Genomic DNA, 15,130 nt, shown 5'->3' on the forward strand with positions numbered 1-15,130 from the left:
ACTACGAGTCAACGCTGGATTAAGTGCCATATTAAAATCTCATCTTTTCAAATAAATTAATGCTTAACCGTCTCACATTATCTTCGGAATAATCTTGCTCAGCTATTGTGAGAGTAAGAAATCCATCAACACGAATAAATACACCTTTTGAGGCCATTTCAAATTGTAAAATAAGATCAATAATGGCCTCCAAGTTAACGAGATGTATTAACTGGAAAAAAGGAAAAACTGGCAGCAATAGATTGTCTGGGTAATCTCTAAAAATAACACCCTCATTTTTTTCGAGGCGCTGTAAAAATTGTTTAATGTAGTCACACGTTCTAGTTTTCATTTACTTTGGACAAACCAATACAAGGTCATTATTAGTTAACGACAATATTTCTTCAACATTAAGACTAGTTTTAAACATAGTACAAGATGCCATCAGAACTAACGTTTTCGGTAATGAAGATAAACTAGTTTTCAAATAGTTAGCATCAATAATGAGTGTATCCACTTTTAACAATGCAGATATGTTGAAATCTCCTATAATAAGTTTGCAACTCATTAACAGAGGCAACTCATCTATATCCATCTCAGGATATGATTTAAACGCTAATCCATACTGGCTTAAGACTTGAGTGATTACATAGGATAAGTAATCCTGTTCGAGATGGTTCACATCCAAACCGAGCAACCTGCCTGCTTCGCATAAAGAAACATATAGTTCAGCCTCGATACCAACATGCTTTAAGCTGAGTAATATGAAATCCTGCTGCTGAAATCGATGACATACAGCCCCCACATCAACTCTAATCTCTTGATTATTAAAAGTTGTCCCAGCAATCTGATTAACTGCTCGGTACATTGCTGGTTTCATCTCATATTTTGGCATGAGAGTGACGCGCTCTTGTTTCATATATTTCACCGATTCCTAGATAACAGTGCTAATACATCCATACTCATTTTAAAATCTATATCATCGATCCAATCACGTATTCCAGCAGGTGTTTTGCAAACAAAGTCATAAAGCTGTTGATAAGCATCTTTCGAAGTCACCTCTTCAAAATCAACACTTTGTACTAATGTTAAAATAAAGGTAATTTTATGAAATTGACTATCTAGTATCCCTTCTACCACAATCGCTTTAACTGTTGTTTCAGAATAATCGCGCAACATAGCAAACCATTCGATTACCGCTTGTTTATCGGCATATATCTCCACATCAGATAATCTATTCCAACTAAGCCGTTCTGACTTAGCCTTTAATAACTGATAAGGATCAAGTGTTTTGCCCTTTAAGTGACAATGCGAGATACGAACATGGCGATTATTTGTAGGCATTTATACTTTACTCTTGAATATAGTAACGGCGACATAAAGCCAATAATGACAGTAAACCATCTAAATTATGTTCATAAGCGACAAGTTGCTGCACCGTGCTGCTATTCGCATCCATATTCCCTGCGGAGGACTTAACATCTGCAATATATTTTTTAAGTTGCTTTCTTAACGTTAATGGATATAAGTGCTCACAGTGCTCTGCCGCATGTAATATCCAAAGTTGAGCATCATTTAATGATTTAACATCGAGTAAATTATCAGAGAAACCTTGCCAATCGCGTAACGCCTTGAGCTGATAGCTATTAAGCTGTCGAGCAAATTGCCTTTGCTGATCCAATGTTAAATTTTTACGTTTAACCCGGAACAGACGAGGATATTTTTTAGTTCGCTTGTCGACTTGCTTTATATCTTTTACTCGGCGAGGCTGGCGGTGGTCACCAGCCTTTTGAGTTCGGTTAATATCCGAAATTTTTTCGGTGCGTTGTGTCACGGCAAAAGAAACGGGTCGAAGCATAGTTAATCAGAGCGAGCTTAGACTCGCTCTGCTCCGTATTATCGGTTAGTCACTAAACTCGCTTTCGCTACAGCTTCAAGGATCTCATTTAACTTCACCGCTTCAGCAGTCAGATCTTGAATATATTGATCAAGCTGAGCATCAAACTTCTCTTTCAAGTCTTTGCTCGCTTGAGTCTCTTCTTGTACTTTCACCTGTTCAGCATTTTGAATTTCATTTGCATTGCCAACCATACCATCAGCCATTCCACCCATTTGAGTGACAGAGTTGTACTTGGCAGTACGCTGCTGCTGAAGATTAGCACTGTATTGATTAAGCTCTTTTGCTGTTAGATCTGAGACTTTAGGAGACTTATCAACATTAGTGACTTTACCAGACTCAAGATCCGTCGTTTTTAATAACTTGACTCCTCCTGTATCCGCAGCCCCTCGGTCGCCCATTTTGGATAAGTGTTTATCCTTCAGCGTTTTAGTTTGGCCAATTCGAACAGTTGCTGCAGTTGTCATTCCCATGTTAACCACAGATGACGCTAAGGTAATACCGAAGCGTAATTTGGCATCTTGAGATTTATCTTGCGCGAGCATAGTCGCCAACTCTGACGTAGCAACAGCTTCACCAATGCGATTCTTCATCACTTGAGCGCGAACCTGTTGAGACGACTCGATAATTTGTGCTAAAAGTGCCAGTAAATCAGCCATTGATACCGAGCCTTTGTTGGCCTCTTTCAATGAGTTTTCATAACTGCCCCATGCTTTTTGATCTATCGGCTTGAGATTATTAACAGAAGAAGTCTCTTCAGATTTTGTCGATGGTAGTGACAGTGCACTCATTTGTACTAAATTCATAAATTAGCTTCCTCTTACATATTGATTGAAATAATCTTGTCGTTGTATTCGCGCTGATCACTATTAACTTTAAAAAGTGATTCAAAAGCATGGCTTACCGCACGCAACGCCTGATTAAGCATGGTCAAGATTTGCTGGATACGTGTTTCCAACTCCTCTTGGTTTGCTTTAGCAATCTCAAGATCTTTTGTAATGTCGGCAGACTTAATCGCGTAACCGCTACTCACGACTGAAGTTGCATTTGAAGTAACCGAACTTGCTTGAGCAATCTTTGAGGTCAGCTTTTCGCCACCACTTGCAAATGACTTAATCTTATCGAGTAAAGGCTCAATCAACTTCATAACTTTGTTGACCATACCCTGAATTTTTGTCGATATAGTGCTGAATGACTTCAACGTTTTAACTGCGTCGACAGCCTTATCAACCATAGTTGCGACTTTCGCAGCCCCACTCGCAACAGCCTTACCCGCAGTCGCCATCATGTTCCCAGGATTGAAACTGACCACCATACTGATAATGCCAATAGCAATCTCTAATCCCATTGATACATAGCCCCTGATCTCTTCAGAGACACCTGCGGCTTCCATAATCTTATCGACAATTTTAGGCAACACGATCGAAGCAATCATGAAACCAATCATCACTGCAGCCATAACAGGATTGAATGGCGCCATTATAATTGCCGCAAGAAAACCTAATCCCATAGCAATCTTGCCCCAAATGCCTTGGCTCTTTTGGGCTTGCTTCTGTTCTTCAATCTGCGCCATACGCTCTTTAAGCGCATCGATCTGAGTATTTTTTTGAATATCTATCAGTGTTTTTTTCGCTTCAGAGTTTTCTTTACCGGTACCAGAAAACGCTTCAGCGGCCAGTTTCATACTCTCTTGCACCATGCGCCAGAGCTGACTATCGGACACTCCAATCGTATTGCCTGGTAAGGGTTGATTCGGCTTAGCCGATTCTGTCGCAGCAGTGTTTTGGCGCTGAACACTCTGGCTCTGTTCATCGACTGTACCAATAATGCTTGGCGCAGCGACGGTAATCATGAATGTACTCATAGTTATTTCCTTTCATGTGACGATACTGGGAATAGATGCGCACTCACTATCAGAGTTACTGAAGTGAGCTTGCACATCTAAATTCTCGCGATGCGAGCGGCATGTTCCCAGTGCTACCATGCCCTTCTATTTTGTACTTAATACAAACACGACTCTTTAGATGTTCCTTGCGAATGCCATTTGCTCATCACGGCAGACCTGAATCCAATACTTAAGGGTCTGCTGCAGCATCTTGACTTGATCGCCGATACGGTTAATTTCTTTAATATCTTCATCAGTAAGCTGTCTAGGCGAGAAGTTTTTATAAAGATCTGTTAAATATTGAGCCTGAATCGTTCCGTCATAATCGAAGGCCTGAGTCACTCCAGGTGGTAAAGGCTTATTTGTGTCCGACGAATTCTGCCAACCAGGACACTTAGCACTGAACAAGTACGCCATCGCATCCATATTGGCTAATTTAGTGAGTAGTCCATCAACCTCTGCTTTACTGCCAGTGAGAATGGTCTCGACCTCGGCTGCCGATACTGTTTGATCACCGTTTAACGCGCTCAGCAACACAATTCTTGCCATAGGGCTAATATCGTTAAGGCCGCTGGTGATCCAGCCACCGGCATTGGGATCGTTATACACAGACGAGGTAAAGCGACTCGATAACTCTGTGGGCGTCGTCGATGAGATATTGCCGCCACTCATAGCTGACATAGCTTGGTAAGCAATGCTATCCGTTGGAATTTTCCCCCCCTGAATCGCACTATTCAGAGTACTCCAAACATTATTGACCTTCGCCCCCAATTGCTCAGGGGTAAAATCCCAATTGGTATGACTGCCACTACCAGTTTTTTCCAGTAGAGTCCCCAATTCTTTCAAGAAGTTAGCGTCTTCTAAACCGTACTCTTTACTATTACTCAACACATCGAGCAGCACCAGCTGGAACATGTTCTCGTACTCAATTCCGTTAATCCCGCCCTCTTTCATAGCAGTAAACATCTGCATAATGGCGGCCTCGAATGCAGGTTTTCCACCACTGGTCCACTTATTAACGATGTCTAATTGACTTCCATAGCCCTCAATACTCGTCGCAAGAGCCGAAGCAATAACGGCCTCGGAATGTTGACCCGCCATAGCCATCACCACTTGTTTCTGCTGCGCCGCAACCATTAATAGCGTTGTTACATCCCCCGTTTCGACATCGAGTGAGGCGAGCGCACGGTCAGCAATCGCCAACTTAGATTCATTCGCGACAGGCTGCATAGTTTTAAGTGGTGCATTTTCGGTTGTAGACGGCAATGTCCACTGGGGCTGAAGACCAGAAACACCATTAATACTCATAGCAAACTCCCTGTTGATTGTTAGATATTTCTAGCGAATGCCATGAGTTCATCCCGGCAGATCTGAATCCAGTACTTAAGGGTCTGCTGGATCATTTTCACTTGATCGCCGATACGGTTAATTTCTTTAATATCTTCATCGGTTAACTCGCGTGGTGGAAAGTCGGTATACATATCTTTAAAATAACCGGAATCCAATCCAACCCCCTCCCAATCAATCACCTTATGCCCATTTTGAGTGACTTCACGCCAACCGCTATCTTCCCCGTGACCATCATTTTTAAAGAGAAAATCCATAGCAGATGTATAACTTCCGCCCGGTGTATTATTTTTAATAAAGTCATTCAACTCACCCACTGACCCAGTGAGAAATAAATTTATCGTATCTTGCGTTACGTCAGGATACTTATTTAAATAGGCAGCCATTAGTGCCATACGTAACATAGGCGAGACACCTGCATCACTTGGATATCCAGCATCACCAATAAACGAATATTTATTTTCAAAATTATTTTTAAAGTGGTCGACTAATGCAGATGGTGCGCCTTGTTTATCTTTTAAAAATGTCAGTACTTCATTACACAGGCTGTCTTTCGGAGCATTTTTCAACATAAAGTCAAAGATAGCTGTACTTTTATCTGCGAATTTCTGTCCATTCCAGCCCTCATGATATCCATGTGAACCAGAACCCGTGCTCTCTAAAAAATGCATCATGTCTTCCATCATCTGTGGCGTGAGATCTGGAAAGTCAGCTGAGTGTGAAATGTAATCCATAATGGCTAGCTGAAATAAATCTTCAATTTCATTACCTGTGATACCATCTTTCAGAAAACCTTCGAACATTTCTCTCATTGCACTTTCGAACATCGGCAGACCGCCAGTTGTCCAACCTTGTATATGTGCTAATTGTTTACCATAAGCTTCAATGCTTCCCGCCAAAGCAGAGGCGATCGCGCTTTCAGAGCTCAGGCCAACCATTGAGCGTACAACTTCTTTCTGATGGGCAGCAAAAGTAGCAAGCGTCTGAAATGGAGATGGCTCACTCTTAGTAAATGGCAGAGCTTTATTTGTTTTTTCTTCTTGCTGGGAGGCAGACTTAACTAACTTTTCTATATCATTTAGATTTTTTTTATCGGCATCAGTCAAAGATGAACTTTTTTGTTCAAAATTTAGCGCATCTGATAACACTCGTGCATTATTCACTATCATTTATAGAGTCTCTACAATTTAAGAATCCTGTATCCTCTTGATGGTACAGGTTGGGAATGCACTCACACAGAACAGCTAAATGTGTGAGTCATGAAATTGGCTTATATCTCAAGAAAAAACTTAGATTCAAATGGTTGTTTCATATTGACTCTGCAATACTATCTATAATTAAGGTAAATACGGGCTCAGCTGCGACTTAAGATAATGATATCGTTGCAGATAGAAATCATTTAAATTATCTTCTTTTACAATAAGCCAGGTAACACTAGCCTCGGTATATTCATTTAACTTATAATGACACAAAGAAATGTTGAGAATAGTTTCATCTAGATCATTTGTCGGGAAAGTCTTTAATATGTTTAGCACTTCCAAAGCTTTTTTAAATTGCCCTTTTTCCAAAAAAATGGCAGCTAGACATCCTGGGCCTCGATGATCATACGGATTTAAACCAACATAGGCAGAAAAAACAATCTCAGCTTCCTTAAATTGGAAGTCAGTATAAAACTTAACCCCTAATTCATAAATTGATTTTAGTTGAGTTATTGTGATTTTCTGCGACTTACGCATAGCTGCAATATCTTTTTCAATGACTGTGCCACTCAATAGCTCAAAAAAGTCATCACAGGTTTCACCTGGGCGTATTGTATTTTTTTTCATATAAATTCAATCCAATTTTAACGGTTATTTTACCCGCCGCTGAGTTCGATATCTGTATCCTTGGCGACTTGTAAGATAAAGGCATCAAGTCTAGTTGAAGATTTTACTGCTAATATGGATTCTGGCAGTGATATACCTAGTCTTAAAGCCCAAATGATGGCATGACGTGGATTGTGAATAGCCAATAATGCTACTCCAAGTTTTTGGGTGCACATATTTTTTGACACATTAGAATCGAGTTTAATTCCTAGTGTACTTGACCAGAGATATTGACTTTGATTGAGATATTGCTTGCTCAGCAGCCAAGATCGATCACTTGCGTCACCTTTGCGAGCTTGGTATATGACTACGCTACCCAATACTTTCACTAAAGCAGTAATTTTTGAACGTCTAGGTGTAAACCATACCTGTACCTCACTCTCGGTTAGTGTTGTAAGCACACTATATTGATCCGGGGAAAGTCGCCGATTGACCAGTAAATAATGTAAGTATGTTTGATGAAGTTTTTTATACTTTTTCATTACCCGTATTCTGAAAAAAATAACTGACAGTTAATGTATCCAACTCTGAAACTAAGCCTTTCAAAAAACGCTCAATATTCAACTTATTTTCACGTTCGATTTCATCAAAGCTAAAAATAATAACCGAGACTCGCTTATTTTTTTCCCCAGTGACGATAACACTGCTCCGTAGCACATTGGGAATAACACTAATTTTGTTATATATTTCGCGGCTCTCAAGCAAGTTTCCCTTCACTATCTCTAACTTACTCAAGCTAGCAAATTTTGACTCAAGCAGATCATTGAGATCTTCTCGTTCAAAATAGAAATTGAATTTTGTTAACACTTCTCTCGCCTGAGCTAAGTGATCTTTATCAACATAGACAAGATGACGATCCTTACTAATAGATAAAGAAGCGGAAACCTGATATCGGGCCAGCAGAACAACCACTTTGTTCGCTGCATCAGCGGAATCAAAATTGGCAACTTCTACTCGGCCCTGATCATTACATCCAAAGAGTACAAGAAAAACTATCCAGTACAGTTTTTTCATCACTGGGCCTTCATGACATCATTTATTGCAGTGGCAGACTTCGAAGCAATTTTAGTTACTGTTTCCTGATACATGCTGTAATGAAATACCGATTGCTGTAAGGCCAACGTATCCTGCAAGGTAATCGTTTTGCCATCATTTATCTTCTGTAAATTATTCATAATCTCTTGAAAACCTTCACCAATATTATTAAAGGTATCTTCAAATACAGAAGGTTGTATCGCTTGTACATTAAGATCTACCATTTCTAAACAACTCTTTAAATCAATACGCTTCACAATGTTTGATATTTAACCGCTGCCATCGTTAGCAAGCAAATGAACAAACTGGAATCAAAGTGAAAAAACACGAGTTTAAAAATAACTTTTTAATACAATGAGTTAATTAATAGACCCCGAGTTATTAGTTAAACTCCTAACCCGTCATATCCAAATATATGCGCTTTAGGAAAGTATTTATCGGCTTCAGTTTTACGCTTTACCCAAAACTTCAACACCTTTCCTTCTCTAAGTAAGTCATTTGTAGTCGAACAGCTTCGCTATGGCCTACAACATAAATATTCTTAATACTTTATCGGGTAGACAATTGATTGCTAAAAGGGCTATAGATGACACCATTAGTCACATGACGAACACGCGTTGCGTTGGATTTAGAATCAATAGCCACTTTTTCAGTGCATTATGGAGCCAGCTTAGTCGGATATACTGGAGACAGTTGATGAACAGATAATAATGAAAGAACATTAAAATTAACTAAATCATTCCTCTTGAATCATCAACTGCAGAAATTTCATTCCTGAATAATGATGTAAATTACTGGCTAGACTTTGATATATGCAACCATGTTATTGAACAGTTTCAGCTTACCGGCCAACACTCGTTCTACATTAGCGATATCTGCGGAAAATTCTGTCACTACTGTTAATTTCTCTTTCTTTATATTGAAGAAAACGTCTTCATCAGACATGAGACTCTCTATTATTTTAGGCGCTTTATTTTTAAGCATGCGTTGATCACGCAAGGGGATTTCAATAAAAGTTTGCAATGTTCTATCATTTATATAAACAAATATCTCCTCTCCGCCATTCAATTCGATTGCGATAGGATCATCACCCTCGATGCGAGATAATAAGCTTGGTGACACATTAAAATCATCTACGAGTGTTTTATAAACAATTTCTCTGAGTTTTTTCATAATACCTTCCGTTTAAAAGTTAATATTTAACTATTCAATGTTAGAGTTGCCCAAAAAGCAGATGGAATTGATCATAAATCCCACCGCCAACTTGTGTAAGTAAAACGATAAATACAACTAATTTAGCCGCCATAGGTAAGCCTGGATCTTGCACACTAAACACAGTTTGCAACAGACCGACAATAACTCCCGTGACGACAAAACTAAGCGAAAAAATAATAATCGCACTCTTGAGAATGTCTAAGCATGCCGCTGTGACATCAATGACGGTCATAATAATCCTCAAGAAAGTTAGTCACTTTGTTATCCTCAAACTGGAATACGTAGTACTTATTGCGAAAAAATACTCGATAGGTGTTCAATTGCGCATATTGGGTAAAATACTCGGGTGCGATTTGGTAATGCAGCATCAACGAAGACAATACAGGTTGGACAGTCATGCCTGCACTCACAGCTCCAATCGCCACAAGTTTAGAACCTAGACTTGGTAATTCCATCTGAGTTACTAAAACTGAAGATTTTTCCTCAATAAAAACCTTATTTATGTGCTGACCTCCCTCCTTTACTTCTAAATTTGAATGAACTGGTACAAAAGCTTTAATAACCGGGTCTTCTTTCTTCTCTCCGGCGGATAAGCCTTTATTAGCATTCGATTCTCGCTGTACTCGAGCCAAAACAGGTACATTAGAGTGAGCAACTGTTAATTCTGATTGCTTTTGAAGATTCACTCCAGACTCCCCCTCCATAGCCGCCAACCGACTTATTGGTGGTGATTTAATTGGTGACGACTGAGTAGGCTGAGGCACTGCCGCCATAGACTGGGGTGGTGTCGTCAGTGAGCGCGTAGCCTGTTCTGAATTCACAACTGGTTGCTCTACTATCAAGGATTTGCCAACCAGCGTCGTTGACACTTGAGCATTCGCTCCAGACTCTCGTCCGATAACAGCGGACGGCTGACTTATTAGTGGCGACTTAATTGGTGACGACTGAGTGGGTTGAAGCACTGCCGCCATAGACTGGGGTGGTGTCGTCAGTGAGCGTGTAGCCTGTTCTGAATTCACAACTGGTTGCCCTACTATCAAGGATTTACCAACCAGCGTCGTTGACACTTGAGCATTCGCTCCAGACTCTCGTCCGATAACAGCGGGCGGCTGACTTATTAGTGGCGACTTAATTGGTGACGACTGAGTCGGTTGAGGCACTGCCGCAATAGATTGAGGTAATCGCGTCTGTGAGCGCGTAGCCTGTTCTGAATTCACAACTGGTTGCCCTACTATCAAGGATTTGCCAACCAGCGTCGTTGACACTTGAGTATTCGCTACTGACTCAAACCCCATTGCCGTAGTAGGTTGCTTTATTAGTGACGACTTGAGTAATGGCTGAGAAAGTTCAGACTTTGCCCTCAGAGGGAGCGTAATCTTATCCGCACCTACTGTTGACTGAGCTGTGTTCAAAGACTTGCTGACTGGCACCGTTGAAGATGACACCTGGGTATTCATCGCAACCTCATCAGTGTTGCTCACTTTTAACTGAGATTGAACATGATTCGCTACTGGTATTGCACGTCTAGGCCGCTGCAAATTAGCCACATTTGCCAATGGTTCACTGGTCTCTAGTTTAAGCCGACTGCCACTAACTGCATCAGACGAATGGATTCTGATAGCTTTACTCGCCGAAAATATATGTTGCCGAAGTGGTACATAAGCCGTGACAGGTACAACATGCCCCCAAATAAAACCCTCTTCATGCTCAGCCTCATGGCTTTCAATGGCCTCCTTTTCACCATCAAATGTTGATGTATCATGAGAAGAAGCCTGCCGTTTTGATAGATTCAAAAGCTGTTCAAATTCGCTCTCTACTGGGCTCAAACAGGCTATTTGGGCAACTGGGGCAAGTCTATCCATCTTTGTCATTTTGTCACTCATCTCTTAACTGTTCTTGGATCTCAGCTAAAGCGTCCTTTCGTTTTTCTTGCCTTCGCTTTTCAGCGATAACAAGGGCAATCTCGGCAGCTAATTCATTAGCATTTTGCTGGGTCACAGACGCATCGAAGAATAAAGACTCGATATGAGACTTAACGCTTTCTCTTCGCTGAAACAAACGAGAAAGCCCATTTAATTCGTCTTTAACGACTAGACTTTTTAACTTTTGTTGCTCATTGGCGATTAATGCCCATGAGGCCTCTATCGAATCCAATAGCTCTTGATGCTTCAAATTTAGTTTGACTAATTTACGTTGTTGCTTGCCAATTCTGATGTCAACTACATCAATAAGTTGACCAAATTCGATCCATTGCTTGGAGGGTTTCTTCATATTCGACCCCGTCGTAACCTTGCTTCAAAAACTCCATGATATATGGGAAGCGCTCTATCGCTTCGTCGGTCGCCAAATCGTTACCTTTCTCGTACTCGCCGACTCGGATTAACAATTCAACATTAAAATAGCGATACACCATATCTTTGAACTTTTCAGAAAGACTTACATATTGAGGATCCTGAACTTTATTTTGTAGACGGCTCTTGCTCTTTAGTACATCAATAGCAGGATAACGGCCAGTAGAAGCAATTGTCGTTGAGTAGACCAAATGTCCATCAATCAGTGACTTAACTTCATGTGCAATAGGATCTTCATCAATTTCTTTTTCAATCAATACCGTAAAAATTCCAGTCACTGAGCCATGAATAGAGTTACCACAATTCTCTACCAGTCGTGACAGTGCCAAAGAGACTCCGATCGGAATTCCGCCCTCGATGGGAGTACCATCTAACATGGCTTGTGCACGTGCAAAACGTGTCAATGAATCGAAATAGAGCACCACTTTCTTGCCCTGAGCCATGTAATGCCGAGCAATAGATACAGCGACTAAACCCGATCTCACTTTCTCCAACGGATTTGCTTCGGATGTAGACACTATAGTGATCGATTTTTGAATCACAGCAGGACCAATCTCCCCCTCCAAAAACTCAACCACCTCCCTTGCACGCTCACCAATCATGGCGAAAATCACCACATCGGCATCCATGTTATTTGCCATGATCGAAACCGTAGTAGTTTTGCCAGCACCTGCGGGGGCAAATAGGCCCAAACGCTGCCCTACTCCAATGGTGAATAAGCCATCAATAATTTTAATTTTTGTTGGAAAGACAGTGTCGATTGGTGCGCGAATATTAAGCGGTATAGGCTTATCGATAATGGGTAAATCATAGTAATCACCCTCACCGCCCAAATATTGTTCACCATACAATGACTCGCCATAGCAATTAATGACCTTACCAATAAGAGCGGTTTCATTCAGCGGGAAACAGAAGCGCCGTGGGGTAATTTCAACTTTACTTCCCCGTTGAATAGCCCCAGGCTGGAGCAACTTAATTTCTACTCTTTTACCAGTAATTTTCATTATCTCACCACGAATGCGCTCATTAGCGACTGTGATAATGAAGCACTCCTGCCCCACAAAAGTATTTATACTGACATGACAAATCACTGTATCTTGATAAGATTCTTTAACCTTAAAAAAATGTTTGATCATGACTAGATAACCTTAAATGACACTGATACGTAACGTTTATATTTACGTTTAGTTTCCTTCTTACTCTTAAATAATTCACCTAACCAAGGAATACTTGAAAGGATAGGGACACCACTCTCGACACTATCAGTCACTGTATTGTCAAATCCTCCAAGAATAACGGTCTGCCCTGGTTCAATATAGACTTCTGATGTCAAAGATTGAGAGTTAACTCTAGGCGCCTGAGTCGCTCCGCCTTCTGTCTTATCATCACTCAGTGACTCTTCTATATAGCTAAATTTCGCCTGCACTTTTCCTGATGGCAATAAACGGCCAGTGACATACAAACTATTTTCGGCCTCAATTTTTTGAGTTGATACTTGCTTATCAGATATAAGTACAACTGTAGCCGTTTCTTTTTTACCAAAATGCCCTTGCTGGTTCTCTAAGACTAAGAGATTAGTTTCATATACTCCTCTAGCCATATTATTAGTATACAAAGCTTGAAAATTTTTGAAAAAATCTACTGTATCCGTAAAGGGTGGAACGATAATATCGTACAGACCTCGACTGCCATTCAACCATGAACTATTAACACCTAGTGCTTCAGTTCGTTCTACCGAAACATCATAAACCCGAAGGAAAAATAGCAACTGCTGCCGTTTAACATCAATAAGAGTGGCAATACGCTTAGCTAACTGGATCTCCTCAGGGGTACCTCGAACTAGCAATGCATTACTTCCAGGTAATACCTGGACTTTAGAGGTAAACTCATCCTCTTCAAGCTGTTGTTTATCATTTTGGTTAAGTTTTAGTTTATAAGCGCGCTTAACCATTTCTCCATCGCTAATATTCTCAAACTGACCAATTTTCTCAATTGCCGATGAGATTAAAGACTGCGCACCAGGAAAAATAACATTACCGTCATATGAATCAATTTGGCGATCCATAACAGATATATAATCAAACTCGATCCGTGCCAATTCCAAATTATTACCATTCTCTAAAAACTGATTTTTATCAATCATATTAGAGTAGACAACAACGTCATTAACAAACTTACGTGTTCCTGAAATAAAGATAGAGTTGCCACTGCCCACGAGTTCAATTTTCGTCGTATTATTGGCTCTGAACGTACTCTTTAATTCTTTAAGCAGGCTAGCTGGCGTAATATTTCTTGGTTTAAATGCATGATTTATATAAGCCTGACCAGAGTGAACCGTTAGTGTTCCGCCATATACATACCAATCAAAATCATAAACATCAGAAAGCTGGTCCAACAAATCGAGACCGTCACCAGAGAGTGTTTGAGTAATAGGCTGTTTAGCCTTTTTTTCTTCAATATCATCAACTAACTTTAGCTGCATATCCTTAGCTATTGCCGCCAAGGCGCCTTTCAAATCGATATCAGACTGCTTGATAAATACCTTTGCCTGACAAGTAAATGCCGTAAACAAAAGAAAAATAAGTAAGATTCTAGACTTCATCAAGTATCTCCTTCATACGTTCCTGACTAACTTTCATTTGTCTGATACTTTGATTAATAATGGCTTGCTCTACTATTTTCATCGTAAACTCTTCTTCAGTAACATAATCATTTTGCTTACTAGCGTGTACTTTTACTTGGCTATCAGAAAATTGTTCACTTAAATGTACTTCACCAGCAGCTTTGAGTTCTGACTCAAACTGAAGGGCATCCTTTTCTGAAGTGGTTTTAATTTGCTGACTATTCAATGTGACATTCAATAAATTAATGTTACTCATACCCTGCCTTTTTCATTATTTGTTTAAAAACATAAAACTGATCTTGTAACAGCCATAGGTTAAGAATAATAATTATGGTGATAGCTTTAATATCTGCTGTTGTACTAATAGATAAAGAAGCTTTTTTGAAAAAAAGGTCAACATAGCCACAACAAATAGTAATACACAACAACAGAACCATGTATTTACCAGTCACCATAGCCATCATAGTTAAGCTATCAGTGATGTAAAAATACAAAGTATCAAAACCAACATTAGCACCTTGTTCAATATTCTCTGAGATCACCGCCAGCAAAGGTCTAAAAACCACACCAGAGTCCAAGGCATACATCAAAAACATCAAAGAACTAATCTTAGATAGCGCTTCAGACTCATCAGTAAAACGTTTATCTTGTACAGACTGTTCGTTAAGCAATAATAACTGTTGTATAACACTGCCAACCATACCACTGAGCCAATAAGGTACAGATGAAAACATAGCAAAAATAATAACGCTTAAGACCCAAAAAGGAGTTGGAATATTTCCTAAATCACTAGAATCTATAACAATTGCAAGTCCAACAGCAATAGCAAGTGCCGTAGAATTATCAAGATAAAGACGTGTTGGATTATAAATTTTTAAAAATAAAAATAATCCTGCAAATAACAGCCAGTTAGGAAATAAAAGCATATCCATA

General features: G+C 39.9%; 20 protein-coding genes. All 20 read right to left on the reverse strand.

Going from position 1 to position 15,130, the window contains the following annotated elements; translation table 11 throughout:
* Positions 1 to 31 precede the first annotated feature (31 nt).
* The gene (locus HQQ92_RS21505) at positions 32 to 331 is read right to left on the reverse strand and encodes a hypothetical protein (protein ID WP_173248266.1); all 300 of its coding nucleotides are present in this window, start codon (positions 329 to 331) and stop codon (positions 32 to 34) included.
* The gene (locus tag HQQ92_RS21510; RefSeq protein ID WP_173248268.1) at positions 332 to 898 is read right to left on the reverse strand and encodes a hypothetical protein; all 567 of its coding nucleotides are present in this window, start codon (positions 896 to 898) and stop codon (positions 332 to 334) included.
* Positions 899 to 903: 5 nt separating this feature from the next.
* Positions 904 to 1,323, reverse strand: coding sequence for a hypothetical protein (locus HQQ92_RS21515; RefSeq protein WP_049821674.1), 420 nt, complete (start codon positions 1,321 to 1,323; stop codon positions 904 to 906).
* 7 nt (positions 1,324 to 1,330) lie between these two features.
* Positions 1,331 to 1,837, reverse strand: coding sequence for a hypothetical protein (locus HQQ92_RS21520; protein ID WP_168826357.1), 507 nt, complete (start codon positions 1,835 to 1,837; stop codon positions 1,331 to 1,333).
* A 38-nt stretch (positions 1,838 to 1,875) separates the two neighbouring features.
* The gene (locus tag HQQ92_RS21525; RefSeq protein WP_173248270.1) at positions 1,876 to 2,682 is read right to left on the reverse strand and encodes a type III secretion system protein; all 807 of its coding nucleotides are present in this window, start codon (positions 2,680 to 2,682) and stop codon (positions 1,876 to 1,878) included.
* Positions 2,683 to 2,696: 14 nt separating this feature from the next.
* Complete coding sequence (locus tag HQQ92_RS21530) at positions 2,697 to 3,740, reverse strand: VspD (protein WP_173248272.1); 1,044 nt, start codon at positions 3,738 to 3,740, stop codon at positions 2,697 to 2,699.
* A gap of 156 nt (positions 3,741 to 3,896) precedes the next feature.
* Positions 3,897 to 5,069: a hypothetical protein gene (locus HQQ92_RS21535; protein WP_173248274.1), complete on the reverse strand. Its 1,173-nt coding sequence runs from the start codon at positions 5,067 to 5,069 to the stop codon at positions 3,897 to 3,899.
* Between the two features lie 20 nt (positions 5,070 to 5,089).
* On the reverse strand, positions 5,090 to 6,277 hold the full coding sequence (locus HQQ92_RS21540; RefSeq protein WP_173248276.1) for a hypothetical protein: 1,188 nt from the start codon (positions 6,275 to 6,277) through the stop codon (positions 5,090 to 5,092).
* 168 nt (positions 6,278 to 6,445) lie between these two features.
* Positions 6,446 to 6,934: a M48 family metallopeptidase gene (locus HQQ92_RS21545; RefSeq protein WP_173248278.1), complete on the reverse strand. Its 489-nt coding sequence runs from the start codon at positions 6,932 to 6,934 to the stop codon at positions 6,446 to 6,448.
* 29 nt (positions 6,935 to 6,963) lie between these two features.
* Positions 6,964 to 7,455 (reverse strand): regulator, encoded by a 492-nt coding sequence (locus tag HQQ92_RS21550; protein ID WP_173248280.1) that lies wholly within the window; start codon positions 7,453 to 7,455, stop codon positions 6,964 to 6,966.
* A complete protein-coding gene (locus HQQ92_RS21555) occupies positions 7,442 to 7,987 on the reverse strand; it encodes a type III secretion protein (protein WP_173248282.1) in 546 nt (181 codons plus the stop codon). The genes HQQ92_RS21550 and HQQ92_RS21555 overlap by 14 nt, the downstream gene beginning before the upstream one ends.
* Positions 7,987 to 8,265: a type III secretion system inner rod subunit SctI gene (sctI, locus tag HQQ92_RS21560; protein ID WP_263162474.1), complete on the reverse strand. Its 279-nt coding sequence runs from the start codon at positions 8,263 to 8,265 to the stop codon at positions 7,987 to 7,989. Before sctI ends, HQQ92_RS21555 begins: the two co-directional genes overlap by 1 nt.
* Positions 8,266 to 8,806: 541 nt before the next feature.
* Positions 8,807 to 9,181 carry a hypothetical protein gene (locus HQQ92_RS21565; protein WP_173248284.1) on the reverse strand — a complete coding sequence of 125 codons (375 nt, stop codon included), beginning with the start codon at positions 9,179 to 9,181 and terminating at the stop codon, positions 8,807 to 8,809.
* Between the two features lie 40 nt (positions 9,182 to 9,221).
* Positions 9,222 to 9,455 carry a flagellar biosynthetic protein FliQ gene (locus HQQ92_RS21570; RefSeq protein ID WP_173248286.1) on the reverse strand — a complete coding sequence of 78 codons (234 nt, stop codon included), beginning with the start codon at positions 9,453 to 9,455 and terminating at the stop codon, positions 9,222 to 9,224.
* Positions 9,442 to 11,094 (reverse strand): hypothetical protein, encoded by a 1,653-nt coding sequence (locus HQQ92_RS21575; RefSeq protein WP_173248289.1) that lies wholly within the window; start codon positions 11,092 to 11,094, stop codon positions 9,442 to 9,444. Before HQQ92_RS21575 ends, HQQ92_RS21570 begins: the two co-directional genes overlap by 14 nt.
* A 4-nt stretch (positions 11,095 to 11,098) precedes the next feature.
* Positions 11,099 to 11,494 (reverse strand): hypothetical protein, encoded by a 396-nt coding sequence (locus HQQ92_RS21580; RefSeq protein ID WP_173248291.1) that lies wholly within the window; start codon positions 11,492 to 11,494, stop codon positions 11,099 to 11,101.
* The gene (gene vscN2, locus HQQ92_RS21585; RefSeq protein WP_168826340.1) at positions 11,448 to 12,710 is read right to left on the reverse strand and encodes a type III secretion system ATPase VscN2; all 1,263 of its coding nucleotides are present in this window, start codon (positions 12,708 to 12,710) and stop codon (positions 11,448 to 11,450) included. Before vscN2 ends, HQQ92_RS21580 begins: the two co-directional genes overlap by 47 nt.
* Before the next feature lie 2 nt (positions 12,711 to 12,712).
* On the reverse strand, positions 12,713 to 14,176 hold the full coding sequence (locus HQQ92_RS21590; RefSeq protein WP_168826338.1) for a secretin N-terminal domain-containing protein: 1,464 nt from the start codon (positions 14,174 to 14,176) through the stop codon (positions 12,713 to 12,715).
* Positions 14,166 to 14,453: a hypothetical protein gene (locus tag HQQ92_RS21595; RefSeq protein ID WP_173248293.1), complete on the reverse strand. Its 288-nt coding sequence runs from the start codon at positions 14,451 to 14,453 to the stop codon at positions 14,166 to 14,168. Before HQQ92_RS21595 ends, HQQ92_RS21590 begins: the two co-directional genes overlap by 11 nt.
* Positions 14,446 to 15,129: a type III secretion system apparatus protein VscT2 gene (locus tag HQQ92_RS21600; protein WP_173248294.1), complete on the reverse strand. Its 684-nt coding sequence runs from the start codon at positions 15,127 to 15,129 to the stop codon at positions 14,446 to 14,448. The genes HQQ92_RS21595 and HQQ92_RS21600 overlap by 8 nt, the downstream gene beginning before the upstream one ends.
* Position 15,130: the final 1 nt, after the last annotated feature.

It is taken from the genome of Shewanella sp. DC2-4 (assembly GCF_013248875.1).
Lineage (GTDB): Bacteria > Pseudomonadota > Gammaproteobacteria > Enterobacterales > Shewanellaceae > Shewanella > Shewanella oncorhynchi.